This is a genomic window from Chryseobacterium vrystaatense (assembly GCF_000737765.1).
Lineage (GTDB): Bacteria > Bacteroidota > Bacteroidia > Flavobacteriales > Weeksellaceae > Chryseobacterium > Chryseobacterium vrystaatense.
Window position 1 is genome coordinate 300,858 of sequence record NZ_JPRI01000002.1, and the last position, 15,203, is coordinate 316,060.

Annotated in this window: 12 protein-coding genes; 3 read left to right on the plus strand and 9 right to left on the minus strand. The window is 36.2% G+C overall.

What is annotated here, in order from left to right; translation table 11 throughout:
- Nucleotides 1–37 precede the first annotated feature (37 nt).
- The 6 genes from IW16_RS06880 to IW16_RS06905 all read right to left on the minus strand — a co-directional run bounded on the left by IW16_RS06880 (nucleotide 38) and on the right by IW16_RS06905 (nucleotide 4,507).
- Nucleotides 38–700, minus strand: a complete 663-nt coding sequence (locus IW16_RS06880; RefSeq protein WP_034741385.1) for a hypothetical protein — start codon at nucleotides 698–700, stop codon at nucleotides 38–40.
- A 2-nt stretch (nucleotides 701–702) separates the two neighbouring features.
- Entirely contained in the window at nucleotides 703–954 is a 252-nt protein-coding gene (locus IW16_RS06885; RefSeq protein ID WP_034741388.1) for a DUF3853 family protein, read from the minus strand.
- Nucleotides 954–1,517, minus strand: a complete 564-nt coding sequence (locus tag IW16_RS25635; protein WP_074231889.1) for a hypothetical protein — start codon at nucleotides 1,515–1,517, stop codon at nucleotides 954–956. The genes IW16_RS06885 and IW16_RS25635 overlap by 1 nt, the downstream gene beginning before the upstream one ends.
- A 10-nt stretch (nucleotides 1,518–1,527) precedes the next feature.
- A complete protein-coding gene (locus IW16_RS06895) occupies nucleotides 1,528–1,791 on the minus strand; it encodes a helix-turn-helix domain-containing protein (protein ID WP_034741391.1) in 264 nt (87 codons plus the stop codon).
- A gap of 153 nt (nucleotides 1,792–1,944) precedes the next feature.
- Nucleotides 1,945–2,790 (minus strand): RteC domain-containing protein, encoded by an 846-nt coding sequence (locus IW16_RS06900; RefSeq protein ID WP_034741394.1) that lies wholly within the window; start codon nucleotides 2,788–2,790, stop codon nucleotides 1,945–1,947.
- A 49-nt stretch (nucleotides 2,791–2,839) separates the two neighbouring features.
- Nucleotides 2,840–4,507, minus strand: a complete 1,668-nt coding sequence (locus IW16_RS06905) for a helix-turn-helix domain-containing protein (RefSeq protein WP_051889997.1) — start codon at nucleotides 4,505–4,507, stop codon at nucleotides 2,840–2,842.
- 307 nt (nucleotides 4,508–4,814) lie between these two features.
- Here IW16_RS06905 and IW16_RS06910 point away from each other — a divergent pair, with 307 nt between their 5' ends.
- From IW16_RS06910 to IW16_RS06920, 3 genes are all read left to right on the plus strand, one after another.
- Nucleotides 4,815–5,099 carry a hypothetical protein gene (locus IW16_RS06910; RefSeq protein WP_123855294.1) on the plus strand — a complete coding sequence of 95 codons (285 nt, stop codon included), beginning with the start codon at nucleotides 4,815–4,817 and terminating at the stop codon, nucleotides 5,097–5,099.
- Nucleotides 5,100–5,277: 178 nt separating this feature from the next.
- The gene (locus IW16_RS06915; protein WP_034741403.1) at nucleotides 5,278–6,819 is read left to right on the plus strand and encodes a MauE/DoxX family redox-associated membrane protein; all 1,542 of its coding nucleotides are present in this window, start codon (nucleotides 5,278–5,280) and stop codon (nucleotides 6,817–6,819) included.
- Complete coding sequence (locus IW16_RS06920) at nucleotides 6,816–7,097, plus strand: DUF6520 family protein (RefSeq protein ID WP_034741406.1); 282 nt, start codon at nucleotides 6,816–6,818, stop codon at nucleotides 7,095–7,097. The genes IW16_RS06915 and IW16_RS06920 overlap by 4 nt, the downstream gene beginning before the upstream one ends.
- A gap of 18 nt (nucleotides 7,098–7,115) precedes the next feature.
- Here the strand turns inward: IW16_RS06920 and IW16_RS06925 are convergent, their stop codons facing one another.
- From IW16_RS06925 to IW16_RS06935, 3 genes are all read right to left on the minus strand, one after another.
- Nucleotides 7,116–9,611, minus strand: a complete 2,496-nt coding sequence (locus IW16_RS06925; RefSeq protein ID WP_164462451.1) for an alpha/beta hydrolase family protein — start codon at nucleotides 9,609–9,611, stop codon at nucleotides 7,116–7,118.
- 62 nt (nucleotides 9,612–9,673) lie between these two features.
- A complete protein-coding gene (locus tag IW16_RS06930) occupies nucleotides 9,674–11,059 on the minus strand; it encodes a RagB/SusD family nutrient uptake outer membrane protein (RefSeq protein WP_034741412.1) in 1,386 nt (461 codons plus the stop codon).
- Nucleotides 11,060–11,278: 219 nt separating this feature from the next.
- Complete coding sequence (locus IW16_RS06935; protein ID WP_034741415.1) at nucleotides 11,279–14,266, minus strand: SusC/RagA family TonB-linked outer membrane protein; 2,988 nt, start codon at nucleotides 14,264–14,266, stop codon at nucleotides 11,279–11,281.
- Nucleotides 14,267–15,203: the final 937 nt, after the last annotated feature.

The following is a 15,203-nucleotide window of genomic DNA, read 5'->3' on the forward strand; positions in this document are numbered from 1 at the left end:
TACATCTTTTTTATGTGTTGAATTTTTTATTTTAGTATTACTTTCGGTCTGGATTTTTAGGACGCTTTATATTTGGAATGCTTGATACGGAAAGCTGAAGGTTTGTATCCTCATTTTTTATGAACGGCAATATACTTTTTAGGGAAGATTTCCAGTTGGTAATACGTCGGTTTGAACTATTTTGCCAATCATTACGTACCCAGACTTCGTACTTTTTTTCTATGACGGAATCTAATTCAGATTCATAAGTTTCTAATGTTTGGGCATATTCAATAAATTCATCAAAACTTGGAATGTTCTTTTGATTGATTACAGGTGGTGATGGCTGTTGTTGTGATGGAATTTCTACACTTCCTGCTGTAAGAAAATCTGAACTTTTTACAATTTTAGCTTTCTTTATTTTTTCGGGTTTAGCAATTTTCAAGGGATAATCTAAAAGCAATCTGTAGTAACATGGAAGTCCGTTCTTGGTTTGAAATTCAATTAATCCAAAGTTCTGGAGTTTCTCTTTTACAGATTTTACGGTCTTTCGGGTTAATCCCAACTCTTTACTCACTGCAACATCAGAAATCTGGAACTCATACCCGTTATTGTCATATCCAATTTTAAGCAAATACAGATACATCGAAATTCCCGTAGAACCTATTTGATTTATTTTATTAAAATCCCAAAATCGGTGTATCAATTCAAGATAAGTCATCTTTATTTTTTTCCGAAAAGCGATAATGCTTTTTCTTTGTCTATGATGATAATGTTTCCGTTTTGGATGATGGCTTCATCCAATAACCCCGATGATTTTACTTCTGAAGCTTTTGAAACAGAACATCCCAATATTTTCGCTAAACCTTTCAGACCATATTCATATTTCTTTTCAGAGTTGACACCGCTCGAAATTTCTAAGAATTCTCCAACAGTCAGTTGCCAGATCGGAGTTTTAGGATCAATTTCTTTCATTAGTTTTGGTTTTGGTTTTGGTTTTGATTTGAATTTTTCAGCTTTGAAATCCAATTTCTTGCTGCAGATTTCCAACACTTCATGGGTTGATCATTGCACAACTTCCAATCCTTAGATTCGTATAATGAATAAAATTGATTCGCTTCTTCAGATTGAAAATCACACTCGTTAAAATATAGTTCAACCTCATACAGCATCGGTACAGAAAAGGAAATCTTTTTGTCGGGTACTATTTTTTGGTCATGTACTATTTTACTTTTTTCAAAATCTTCACTTTCAAAATCAATAATTTCGATTAAGCTTCCTTCATAAGGGTGATAACTAGGGGAATAAATGATAAACCCTGCGCTATGCAGTTCTTTTATACATTTGTGGTAAGTCGCAAAAGATTTTATTTTACCGAGCTTCATCACCTCTTTCCGACTCACACGAAATGGATTTTGGTATTGATGCCTACTCCACAACTGGAAAAGCGAAACATATAAACTGATGTGCGAGGGAACCATCCGATGATCCCTAATGACATTTCCAAAAAAATCAATAATTTTATTAGACTGCTTCATAACTACCGATTTAATGTTTGAAGTCTGTCAGTAGTTTCTCAATGTCTTTGTAATTGTAGTACAGAGTCCCTCCTACCTTACTGTATGATAACGTTCCGTTGATTCTCAGATTTTGTAATGTTCCTGAAGAGATGTTCAACAGCTTTTTGACCTCGGAGGTCCGAAGCCATAATTTTTGTTCTGTTGTATTATCGTGTAGTAATTCTTTAATCCCTTCCAGCAATTCAACTTTAAACTGCTGAAGATCTTCTTTGGTGATAATGGATATTGCCATGATTTCAAATTTGTTTTGTCTGACAAATTTTCGAAATCACGCAAAATATCTTTCGGTAGTTTGTCGGTACTACCGAAAGATTCCCTTGTGAAACCTATGAATAAAAGGTTTTAAATTAAAGATTACAATTTGTTTTATCTATCTTCATCCAAATCACACATCTAAATTATCCAGATATTGATCTAAATTCTTTTGAAGCAATGACAAAAATTTAGTTCTTTCCGTTTTACGTAAGCGTATTTCACCTAAAGTTTTATGATAATTGCCTAAATTAATATGAAGTGAGTTTTCTGCCCACCTGAAAATTTCAGCCAGATCTGAGTGACCACCGTTGAAACATTTTGTTTGGTGAAGCGCATACAACAACTCAATCAATGCAACTTTAGGAGCTGTCCATTCCAGATTTCTGATATGTGCGATTGAATTTTCTCTGACTTCTTTCGAATTTATTTTATTAGATAAATAGTGATCCAAAAGATCATTCGCTAAAATCTGAGATACCATATGATCATGGGATGTCGAAAATTCTTCATCATAGCTGTACAGTTCGGGGCTTAACTTCAACTTAAAGTCGAATTTGAACCTGACGAAATATTTCTTATCCAGATAGGTAGATTTTCGGCGGTAGTAACTAATAAATTCTCTCTGCTCATTATAAAAATACAAAAGATTGCTTCTCTCATTTTCGTAGTAGGATTGTAAGGCTTGAGGATCTGCATAAGGTTTTGAGGCTTCTATAGCTAAAACTTTGGAGTAGTAAATATAAACTGCTATGAATTGCGGTTTGGTATTTTTAAAAAAGTAGATTTCATCACTCCAATCTGAAAATTGATATTGCCGAAGGTGATCCTTCAATTGTCTAATGGCAATGTCTGTTTCCATCAGAATCTCTTCAGAACGAATGACAATGTCATTTTCGCTCCTGTTGATCTGATCTACAGTTGTTGTAAGATTTTTCCAAAGCTGGTCATTTTTTTTTCGGAAATTTTGTCCGTTCATACGTATCATTTTTTTGGTCACGTAAAAATCGGGCTAAAAAATAAAAAAATCAATTCTTCTGAATTTCATCCAGTCTTTTCCGGATAAAATCGGTAGGTCTAATTCCGTTGATTTCCAAGAAATGTGCTGAAAAGATTTGCCGGTTTGCCATTCCGCATTTTTCCGCAAGGCTGTCAATTTTAAATTTAAGATATTTACTGTCTTCTAATAGTAAATTAGTGATATACCTGATTCTTAAAATTTTTAAATACGTGGTAAATGTTACATCAAGATGAACATTGAGTACGTATGATAGATGGGTACGGTTGCTTCCAATCATTTTAGCCACAATCGGAAGCGTTAAATTTTGCTTCAAAAAGTTTTTTCTCTCTTCAAAAATCTTGAGATTTGCTTTTACTTCTTCAATAATTTCTGCGCTGTATATATTTTTTTCTTCGGAAGAAACAGGTTTCGATTCTAAAAAATGATCTGTAGGTTGAGAAGTATTAAATTTTTCTAACAATTCCTGATACTTGATCGTCAGTGCTTTTTCTCTCTTGCGGAACTTCCAGATTGAAAAGCATAATATCATCAATCCAAAACCCATAGAATAATATAAAATAATAAACCCATTTTTATGAACCCTTTGCAATTTATTCTTCTCTTCTAATAAAGTATTGGTATCGTATTCCCTGTGAATTTTTGAAGAAAGCATGGCAAAATCAGCATTGATAATTGAATCAGCCTTTAACAGCTGATTGGTATAATATAATTGCCTTTCATAATTTTTGTTTTGTTTGGCATCTTTAATGAGATATTCATAACCGGATCTGATCTCCGGAGTGACAAACCAAAATTTATTGACCAAAGAATCAACTTTATTAAGATACTGTAAAGATTCTGCTCTTTTTCTATCTGACCAATACGCTTTTCCCATATAAAAATAAACCGTCATTAATGAAGCATCATCCTGATGGTGACTCAAAATATCCTTTGACTGTTTAAAATATTGTAATGCATCATCGGTATTTCCCAATCTTAACAACTGTACCCCTTTTCCTTTTTGAAAATATCCATACTCCGTGGACAGCTGAGCGGTATTGTGAAGTCTTCTTAATCCTATATTAATCAATGAATCTTCCTTCTGATACAACCGTAAGTTCCTGTAACAGGTACTTAACCGGTAAATACTGTTAAAGTATCCTGATTCGTTATTCAGCCTGATGTTAGGATGAACATTCTCTTTGGATTTTTTTTCAAAATAATCTGCTGCTTCTTCAAAATGTACTGCCGCCTCCTTATAATAACCCAAATAGCTTTTAACCATCCCCAAATGATACGTGATCTTATTCTTGAGGTAATCATCTTTCGAATTCTTGGAAAACTTGAAGGCTATTAAATACTGCTCTAAAGCAGGTTTATATTGTCTTCTGTTATAATAGTATATGATCCCCTTTCCAAGATAAGCCCTGGAAATATCATCATCATTTTTGTTTTGTATGGCTGTGATTATCGTACTGTCTGCATATAATAATTTGCGGTTCACATCTCTGCTGTAGTAGATCGCTTCCTCGTATCCTCTTATGAGCTTTTTATAATTATGATCTTTTTTTGCTTTGCTGATGTACAGATTTACAAACACCAAGGCTCTTTCATCATTCTCGGAATACGAATTAAATAAGCCTGAAATATTCTTGTAAGACTGTTCATTTAGATTCTGACCTTGGATTAATGACAAAAAGAAAGTAAATATTAACAATAATAATCGATTATGATAATACATATAGATAGCGTATTCACAAATTTAATTAAAAAATCATAATTCAAACAGTTGTTTGATCTATTCAAAAGTTTTTATGACCTATGAGCTGATTTACAGCGTTATAAGATTCTATTTTGTGGGAATAATGTATCAATTATTCCCTTCTAATGAATCCATAGACCCGCATAAAGCTTTTCTGAATACCCCAACACTCCTAATTTCGACATCAGAATTCTAATCATATTTCAAACCGGCCGGGATAACTTTTAAAGCCATTTAAAAAATGAAAAAGTGTATCTCAATTTTAAGTTTAATAACTGTATTGCTTATGCAGTCTTGCGAAAGATCTGATAATGATTTTAATATAACAGAACAAAAAAATCTGAAAATCGAAGTTCAAAACTATAATGAATCTGAAAAAATTGGAAATAAAGAATCCGGAGAAAGTGATTCTGAAAATCTGGATACAGGAGATGATGATGACGATCCACCAAGAGATAAGCAGCATTGGAGGATTGAGCAGGATACCACCAGAAATAAAAACCTCTTTAACCGACAAAGTTTCTAAGTGTGGAAAACCAAAAGGTACTGATAAGCACAGGAAAAAAATGCACTGTGAGCGGTGAATGGGAAATTGAAGGGCGGATCAGTACTTCAGTTTTTGTATCAAAAGGTGAACTTATGCCGGCATATTGCGGAAAGAACGTACAATGGATTTTAGTTAGAAAAGGATAAATATTACGATTATGAAAACCGTCAGAACAAGATTTATAGAAATTGTCAGCTATTTTTTCATCCTGCTGTTTTGCTATGCGAGCATCAGTAAGATGATGGATTTTGAAAATTTTCAGATTCAGATTGCACAGTCTCCCCTATTGAGTGCATTTTCAAATGTTATCTCTTACGGAGTTCTAATCATTGAACTTGCAATATGTATTTTATTGATCTTTGAGAGAACCAGAAAAATCGGATTATACTTTTCTTTTGTTCTGATGGTTTTATTCACTGTCTATATTTACATGATCTTGAACTACAGCGAGTTTATTCCTTGCTCTTGCGGTGGAATTTTAGAAAAAATGGATTGGAAAACCCATCTGATATTTAATATTGCCACAGTTATCATAGCTGCTTTTGCAATTGTTTTATATTCAGGTTCTAAACGACAAGAGATTTTTAAATCTGTAAGTCTGCTGATTGTTTTATCGATTGTAAGTTGTTCAGCAATCATTCTGATGTACAGACAATCAGAATTTATGATCAAAAAGGAAAATAATTTTACACGAAGGTTTTTGCAGCATCCTATAACAGAAAAGAATCGTTTCAATCTTCAGATCAACTCCTATTACCTTGCGGGCATTTCAAAAGATTCAGTATATCTGGGCAACTATACTGCTCCATTTCTACTGACATCAACTGATTTGAATTTTAAAGCAATGAAAGATCACAGGATAATACCGGACAGGTACGACTTTGATTTTAAAAGAGCGCAACTGAAGGTGAATGCACCGGATTTCTATCTGTATGATGGAAGCGTACCTGTTATCTATCAGGGAATGCTGGGAAATCATCAGGCAAAGACCTTGAGCTTAGGACAGGCATATTTCAGCCAATTGGTGAATATCAGTAAAGATTCCTTTGCAATCAGCACTTATTTCAAAGATTCAGAAAAGCAGACCTTAGGATTGTTAAATCCTTTGCAGAAAAATCCTCTGAATCTGAAATCAGGAATTCTTGGAAAAACCAATGACGGAATCTTTGATACTGATGGACAACTGCATTTTGACCCAATCACTCAAACTGCTGTTTATGTACACTATTACAAAAATCAGCTCTTGATCATGGATAACCATCTTACCATCAAAGCGAAGTATAAAACCATTGATACGATAAGCATTCCGCAGATTGAGGTTTCTGAACTTTCGGACGGAAAAAAGAAGATGAGCAAACCTCCATTAAAAGTCAATAAAAAAGCATTTGCGTATGCGGGTCTGTTGTTTATCGAATCAAATCTCATCGGAAAATTTGAAGACAGGGATCGGTGGAAAAATTCTTTTATCATTGATGTTTATTCTACCGTAAAACAAGGATACATCGGAAGTTTTTATCTACCAAATCCCAAAAAGGAAAAAAAGATGCAGTTTCATATTGCAGATCAGCATCTTTATGTATTAACAGGAAATGAAATCATTAAATATCGTTTTGCGCAGAACATCACTCAGCATTTCATTGCAGGGGGAAGCCGAAAACCTGAACTAAGAGTAGGCACCAAATTTAATTTTACATCATGAAAAAAATGAGAAAAATCGCATTGCCCTTAGCAGTATTGCTTTTAGGCGCAGGAAGTGCGTACGCTACAAGCGTTGTGAAAAAAAACAGTTTAGTGGAAAACGGCTATCGTTTTGATCCTCTAGCACCTGTTGAAAAATGTATTATGACAGAAAAATCATGTCAGCCAGACGTTATTACGGAAGTATGTACCTGGTCTGATGGGGTCAACACTCATAATCTATTCCAAAATGCAGGTGGAACCTCTTGCGGGAATCCACTGTATGAAATTCCTAACTAATTAAAAAGGTGAAGGGTGCTACAACGCACCCTTCATTTGTTTATCAATCCATTCAACATCTCTTTTATCTTTTAAAAAATAATCCAGCCACTCCAGCATTCTTACAGATAAATCTTTTTGTTCTGCTCTACCGGAAAGAGAATGTCCTTCATCCTGATAAAACAATGCTATCACAGGCTTGCGGTATTTTCTCAGAGCCACAAATAATGAGCGGGTTTCCTCGCGATCTACATTACTGTCTTTTTCACCTGTCCAAAGTAATATGGGAGCTTTAACCTCTGAAGCAAAATACAACGGATTGTTATCCATATATTTTTGTTTATTTTCTACAAAGCTGCCACCCATACGCATTTGACCATATTCATACCGCCAATAGTCAGGACTTCCAAAATCGTAATTGAAAGAAAACGGAGTATGGATAACGTCAGATACCGATGCTCCCGAAATAAATGTAGCAAAGCGATCTGAGTGCGTTGCGACAAAGTTGGTCTGATATCCTCCGAAAGACTGTCCTGTCAAAGCAATTCGCCTCGCATCTACTTGTTCTATTTTTACCAATTCATCTAATACATTATGGATTGACTCCAGTGCAGACAAACCAGATCCTTTATCTCCGTATGTAATATCCGGAATGAGCACCATATAGCCTGATTCCAATAGCAACCGTACATTAAAGCCTCTTCCGTTTTTAAAGGTCGGAAGCAAAAAGGCTGACATGCCTTTCTGTTGTTTTTCGTAAATATTAAGTACGACAGGATATTTTTTACCCGAATTATAATCATGTGGCAAAAATAAAGTTGCAGTTAAAGTTTCTTGAGTTGCTCCTTTGTAATGCAGCTGAATCTTTCTTATTTTTTCCGCAGTTTTATCATGAACATTGGACGTGAATACGACATGATGTTTCTTTCCTTTTTGTTTAAATACAATGGATGGCGCTTCATTGTAATTTTCTTTAGTCCACACAAAATTTGAATGATTATCTGTAAAGATCAAATTTCGTATTTTATCTGTAGTTTCAGCTATAATTTTTTTTATTGTACGATGATCCCACTCTACGTATGATTTCAGCAAATCACCTTTTGAGAGACGAAATAAATAATTATTTTCAGGTACTGAAATAATTTCTCTAGGCAGCCCTTCCGTTATCTTTTGGTGTTGACTGTTGATAATTTCAACATGGTCACCATCTAAATTCACTTTCCTCACCAGTTTGCCGTTCAAAATATTTTGTTCCCATACCTTATTCCCTTTTACCCAGGTAATCAACTCAGTTCCTTTAAAATAGGGTGAAGCTTCACGATCTGATAATTGCTTTTTAGTTTTAAGGGTAATTGTGTTTAAAAGATTCCATCCATCGTTATCAGCCGTAAGAATCCATTTTCTATCCGGTGAAACATACAGTCTTTCATCAATCACACAAAAAAAACGATGTTCATTTGATCTTGAATTCCATACAAACAAGGAATCTCTTTTGGGCATGAAAAAATCATCTTTCTTATCTACAAATGAATGATCTTTTTTTATCTTCAAAAAATCTCCGGAATTGCCAATCGCTATTTCTGTATGAAAAATCGAATCCATCGGGATTACTTTACCTGTTTTGGGATACCACAAAAATTTTTCTTCAACCTGCATATCTTTAATATGATGAGTGAGATCTTTTTCAACGCCATACCAAAACTCTATCATTTTTTTTTCTTTCGGAATCTTTCTGATCAGCTTGATAAATAATGCATCAGGATCTGATGAATAGTCAAGATTTACATAATGATAATTTTTACTCCGCATCAAATCAAGGTTTCGCGGAATCGGCAAACCATCAACATAGTGCTTTAATGTATATTCATGCTTGTCTTTACCAAAGACTGTATATCCTCCTTCCGTAGCAGTGCCTTTCCAAACTTTCAAGACTTCTTCTGAAGTACTTGCAATCAGTTTTTTATTGCTCCCTTCAATCTTCCAAACTTTAATTTCTTGTGCTTTAGAATCGTTTTTCGTCCATAGAATCAATTCATTGTCAACCTTAAGAAATCGTACGACTTGATCAATCGACTGCAGCTGTTTTCCGTTCTTACCATAGATTTCCAGTCTGTTATTCTGATGCTCATCATAATGAATCAAAAATAAAGATTGCGGTTTCATCTGATCAATCGTCTTTATATGATTTTTTGTTTCAATAGTTTGAGTTGCCAAACTAATCAGTTCTAATCGGTCACCACTCAAAAAGGCAAATTTTTCACTGCCCATAAAAAATGAAGTCCTGATTGATTTTCTTTCAAACTTTTGAGTCTTATCATGTACATTTTGTAAAATGTACATCGGCGATTTACTTTCATATTTCATCAACCAGCTTACCCATTCTCCATCTTCTGACATTTTCAGAAAATCCGGGACTTCGGCTTTTTCTGCCAATGCTTCCAATTTTTTCAGGTCATCATGTTGTCCGTTGAATTGTAACGGCAACAACAGAAAAGTAAACACAATGAGGAGCCCTATTTTTCGAATCGTTTTCATCGTCTTATTATTTTCAGGTATGTCTTCCCTATTCTTCCAATTCTTCGAACTTCTGTTCATTATCAATATCCTGTATTTTGTGGATTAAGATTTGGATTGAGAAGCAGTTCTTTCTGCGGAAGCGGCCATTGGGCATGGTAGTTTTTCCAATTAGGTTTTACCGGAATCAACTGGTCAAGCAGTCCCCATCTTTTCAGATCAAAAAAACGGATGCCGTGTTCCACAAAAAATTCCCTGCGCTTTTCCTCTCTCAATTCTGTGGTTGCCGACGAAACGGATAATGAGGTGCTAAGAGCCGGTAATCCTGCCCGTTGGCGGGAACGGTTGATATACAAAACGGCTTCTCCTGCTTTATTTTGCTCGATCAGGCTCTCTGCCATCATGAAATTGACTTCATCCAAACGATAGATTATTGAATATTCATTAGGATTATTGACCGCAAGGTTTTTATATTTTGAAGAGCGGTAATTGATCTGCTGGTTAAAAGGAACTGCCGTTATATAATACTGTCTCCGCAAATCTCCCACAGAAAAGGTATTGATGAGATTCAAATTGAGGACAAACGATAAAGGTGCTCCCGTAAAGTTGTACAGTGATGCCTCTTTCGTAGCATCATTCGTATTTTTGGGCTTCAACTGCCAAATGATATGCGTGCCGCTTTTCTGAAATACTTTGGAAGGATCTGTTTGAAATGTATATTGTGATGATTGCAATATCGTACTGCAAAGCACTTCTGCTTCCGCCCATTTCTTCAACAGAATCTTCATTTTTGCCAATGCCATATATCCCGCAAATTTGTTGGGATAGATTCTTTCTGCATTTCTGTAAGCGGATGGTAAAAGATTGACCGCCTCAGACAAATCGGTTTCCAGTTTTATGAGGAACTGATCTTTATTCATTCTCCCCAAGTGGCTATTTATAAAATAGTTCGTAGTTTCTGTGTAAGCTATTTCTCCAAAAATCTGATAGAGATTAAAGTAAATAATGGATCGAACCAATAATGCTTCACCTTTGATTCGGTCTTTGGATGCCTGACTTAACGATTTTGAATTCGTAACGCCTTCTATGATGCTGTTGGCAGCATAAATCTGCCCGTAAGCATTCGTCCAAGCCGTCGTTACTACGGTATTAGTAGCAACCTGCTGATTGTTAGCAATATCCAAAATACCGTTTGATCCTGATGTGTACACACAGGTCAGGTCGTCTGTATACGTTCCCATCAATGCACCCATTCCATCAATACCTCCCGAAATAAGCGAGTTCGTCCAAAGTCCTGCATACAGTCCTGCCAATGCCGCTTCAGCGGTTTGCTCGTCTTCAAAAACGACTTCTGTCGGAAGCTGGTTATTGGGAAAATCAGTTTCTACGAATTTTTCACAGGAAATAACGGTAGTCAGTACGGCGGATATTATAGCTGCCACAATAGTATGTTCTATTCTTATTTTCATTTTTTCAATTTTTTAAAGATTTAATTTTTATTCAATGCTTAGAATGTGAAAATTTCACATCATCTGATTTTCAATTTTCGCAATGGAAAACATCCATTCATAAAGTCTCAAATTCTTTAAGGATAAGTCTTACATTAGCTAAAGATTTATTCTTAATTCTTATAAAAACTTTTTTTATAATATGGATTCAATTTTGAAATACTAAAAGCTTAACCCTTTTTAAAAAGTCAACTGAAAGCCCATTGAATAGGTCTTCAGTGGCGGTAAATATCCGGTCAGTACAAATTCAGGATCGACACCGAAATATTTTGTAAAGGTCAAGAGGTTTTGTCCCTGCACATAAATCATTGCTTCTCTGATTCCGAATTTCTGAACGGGAATGCTGTAATTAAGCTGTACATTTTTCAGTCTGATGAATGATGCATCACCAATCGCAGCAGTAGAATTCTGGAATAAAACGTGTGAAGCATTCTTTTGAGCATTGGCTCCCGAACTGTACGGCATATACATTCCAGAAGGATTTGAAGGAGACCAAACATCCAAGACTTCCACAGGCTGATTGTTCATTGATCCCGGCACCAGCATCTGACGGTTGTAATTCCAGTTTCTCTGCTTTACAAATTGCCAAAGAAATGATGCCGACCATTGTCCGTAACGGAAATTACTTGACCAGCCTCCGAAAAATCTCACGCCTATTCTTTCAATCACTTTATTGTCATTGGGAGAATTAATCTTTCCGTCTCCGTCAAAGTCGGTAAATTGGTATAAACCGGTGGAAGGATTTACCCCTTCAAACTGATAGACTTTGACGAGTGACATCGGATATCCTAAAACATATTGATTGGCATACGTTGATCCTTCCAGATTCGGAAACTCCAATAATTTACTCTGTGGTACAGAAAGATTGAATGACGTGTCGTATTTAAACTTGCTTTGTCTCAAAACCTGCATTGATGCCTCAAACTCCCAACCTGTATTCTGAACCTTTGCAGGAAGATTGGACTGTATCGTAGCAAATCCTGTCGTAGCAGGCAGTGGAATACCCACCAATTGATTGGATGATGTATTGTTGTAATATGCTGCTGAAAAATTAATTCTGCTTTTCAGAAATGATAATTCCAGTGCTATTTCTTTCTTTAATGTTTTCTCCCAGCTGAAATTGGGATTATAAAGTCTTGAAGGATTCAGAGCTGTGATGTTGTTGTAGATGTTGGATGAGATTGTATAGGTATTGAGATACTGATAATCTCCGATCCTGTCATTTCCGGAAGTTCCGACACTTCCTCTGATTTTCGCAAAGCTCAGCCATCGAACATTTTTCATCCAGCTTTCTTCTGAAATAAGCCATGCTGCACCTACCGCTCCAAAGTTTCCGAAACGATTGTCGGGACCAAAACGGCTTGAACCGTCCCGTCTTCCGGTAAGGTTGACAATGTATCTTTTCATGAATTGATAATTGATTCTTGCAAACGCAGCATTGTAGTAATACTGATTTCTGACCTGGTCGCTGATGACTTTTGTTTTAGCTGCTCCCAAATTCTGAATCAAGGCATTGCTCTCAAAGCCATAGCCCTGTATAGAACCCTGATTGGTTTCAGACTGCTGTAAGGTTGTTCCCAACAACATTTCGAGGCTGTGGTTTCCCCAGCTTTGATTGGCAACCAATTGCGGTTCCAGAATATAAGAGAATGTGGAAGAATTGTTTTTAAAAGATGTGGAATTGGCACTCGTCAATCCTGATGAGGGATTGTACATCGTGTGGGGCTTCAATGAAAACTCTTCAAAATTCTGATACGTTAAACCTCCGTTGAATTTTAGTGTAATGAACGGAAATAAGCGGTACGAAATCTGCGCTCCACTGTTTAAAAAATTGCTAGAATTGAGATATTCGCTTTTGAAAACACCCAGAGGATTCGTAAACGTATTGTTCTCCCAATTCAATGAACCATCCTGATTGTAGAGTGCTGGAGCATTCGGACTAAGAGTTAAACTTCTCTTTGTTAAATCATCATTCAGGACATTGTTACTTTGAAACGAAAAGGTATTGCTGAGATTGACTTCCAGTTTTTTATCAGGTGTTCTGTAACTGAAATTCCCTGTTAGATTATTAGTTTTGTATCTGAAATCTGCAGGAAATACCGTTGTCTGTTCGTTATGTCCGTAGCTGATTAAGTAGGAGGTGTTTTCAGAACCTCCGCTTAAAGAAAGCTGGACTACAGACGCATCTGCCGTATTACCAATGAGTTCTTTTTGCCAGTCGGTGTTTCGGGTCTGATCCCACACACCGTTGAAATCATACGCTGCCGCAGGAATTGTGGAGATGCCGTCATTCTGAAATGCTTCTTTTCTGATCTTAATATACTCATCAGTGTTCAGCAGCTTCAATCGGTTGGCTACCGTACTGAGAGAATAAGAGGTATTAATCTTGAAATCGGTTCTTCCTTTTCTTCCTTTTTTGGTCGTCACAATGATGACTCCGTTGGCACCTCGTGATCCGTAGATTGCCGTGGCATCGGCATCTTTCAATACCTCGAAGCTTTCTATATCATTGGGATTGATGGAATTTAGAGGATTTATGGTAGCGTATGGTAAAATTGCAGCACTGTACAACGAGGGAGTTTCTGAAAGAATTGGAACACCATCAATAATATACAATGGTTCATTTCCTTCTCTTCGGATGCTGTTCTTCCCTCTGATCTGAATATCAAATCCTCCGCCCGGAACTCCTGAATTTTGGGTAATGCTCACGCCCGACATTCTACCCTGTGCAGCGGAAAGCACATTGATAACAGGTTGGTTTTCGATGTCTTTTGAAGAGACTTTGGCAATGCTTCCTGTTCTTTCTTTGTCTTTGACTTTATAATACCCTGCGTTGAGAACGACTTCCTCTATCTCTTTTTCTTTACCTAATGAGATATTGACGTTTATCCTACTGCCTAAAGTGATTTTTCGTTCGGGATAGTCCGGATGGCGGTAAATAATTACGGGGTTCTCTCCCGATACCTGAACACGGTAAACGCCTGCTGCATTGGTCACAGCCACTTCTTCACTACCCTCCTGGAATACGGAAACTCCTTTGACTGGCTGGTTATTTTCCGAGACAGTGCCTGTAATGGTGCGCATCTGCCCTATTGCTACGCCGGAGACGAGCAAGGTGAAGCCAAAAGCCAATTGAAGATGACTTAGGCTGCAAAAGTTTTTTTTCATACTTTTGAATAGGTTTAATTCGTTAGACTTTGCTCTTTCCTACGCTAGCGGTCAACTTTTGTGGAAAGGGCTTTTGTTTTTCTATGGTTACATTCTACTTTCTGTTTCTTGAATATGTTTTCAGCGTATCTACTTGATGATGCTTGGGAGGAAGCTTCAGTAAGGACATATCAAAACCTCCTTCCCAAGCACATCTTGAAATAATATGAATGAAATTGTGTCCCGTGTAAGCTGTAAAGCCGCAATGAGTTTACTCATTGTAAAGTGTCATTTCTAATAAGAAAACATTCTATTGAAATCTAAAAACAGCCGTAACCATCTGCATTATTCAGACCGTTGAATTTTTTTGTCTTCAGTATTAAATTCCCTTCGTTCTGAAAATAATTTGGAATATCAAAAGAAAGCGAGTACTTTTAATGTGCGAGATTAAATTGTAGTCTGGCTTTCCTTTTACTTTTAAAGGAATTTCGGAGTTTGTCGATAATAGCCAGGTAATACCAATCCAGCATTTTGCAAGCAAAACTGGCATAAAGCCGTATTTTTTTTCTGTTATGCTGGCGGACTACTCCGGTGGGCAAATTAGAAGAATGGTTGAAAATGTCGTCCTCATAAATATTATTTTTATATATGGAACGATGCTTTTAGATATGAGAATTATACGCAAAAATAGCATGCGGCGGTCTCACACTCTAGAATCAGGGCGACCAACCCACTTTAAACCGAAGATTAAAGTTTCCACCTAAAGTATACGTGAGAACCGCTCGCATGCCGTATACAAAAGTAAGAAACTTTTAGACATGGAGCGATTTCACGAGGTTCTCGATGGAAAATTGGTCTTTTTGATTCGAGATACATCGTTCATTTTACCTTGTTGAAGGTTAATGATTTATTCGCTAAAGCAAAAATAATAAATATTTATTTAACACCCAACATATTG

Bases quoted from the DNA above. Each gene is read 5' to 3' on its own strand.
- IW16_RS06930 (WP_034741412.1), bottom strand. From the start codon at position 11,059: ATGAAAATAAGAATAGAACATACTATTGTGGCAGCTATAATATCCGCC.
- IW16_RS06925 (WP_164462451.1), bottom strand. From the start codon at position 9,611: ATGAAAACGATTCGAAAAATAGGGCTCCTCATTGTGTTTACTTTTCTG.
- IW16_RS25635 (WP_074231889.1), bottom strand. From the start codon at position 1,517: ATGAAGCAGTCTAATAAAATTATTGATTTTTTTGGAAATGTCATTAGG.
- IW16_RS06910 (WP_123855294.1), top strand. From the start codon at position 4,815: ATGAAAAAGTGTATCTCAATTTTAAGTTTAATAACTGTATTGCTTATG.
- IW16_RS06920 (WP_034741406.1), top strand. From the start codon at position 6,816: ATGAAAAAAATGAGAAAAATCGCATTGCCCTTAGCAGTATTGCTTTTA.
- IW16_RS06885 (WP_034741388.1), bottom strand. From the start codon at position 954: ATGAAAGAAATTGATCCTAAAACTCCGATCTGGCAACTGACTGTTGGA.
- IW16_RS06915 (WP_034741403.1), top strand. From the start codon at position 5,278: ATGAAAACCGTCAGAACAAGATTTATAGAAATTGTCAGCTATTTTTTC.
- IW16_RS06900 (WP_034741394.1), bottom strand. From the start codon at position 2,790: ATGAACGGACAAAATTTCCGAAAAAAAAATGACCAGCTTTGGAAAAAT.
- IW16_RS06880 (WP_034741385.1), bottom strand. From the start codon at position 700: ATGACTTATCTTGAATTGATACACCGATTTTGGGATTTTAATAAAATA.
- IW16_RS06935 (WP_034741415.1), bottom strand. From the start codon at position 14,266: ATGAAAAAAAACTTTTGCAGCCTAAGTCATCTTCAATTGGCTTTTGGC.
- IW16_RS06895 (WP_034741391.1), bottom strand. From the start codon at position 1,791: ATGGCAATATCCATTATCACCAAAGAAGATCTTCAGCAGTTTAAAGTT.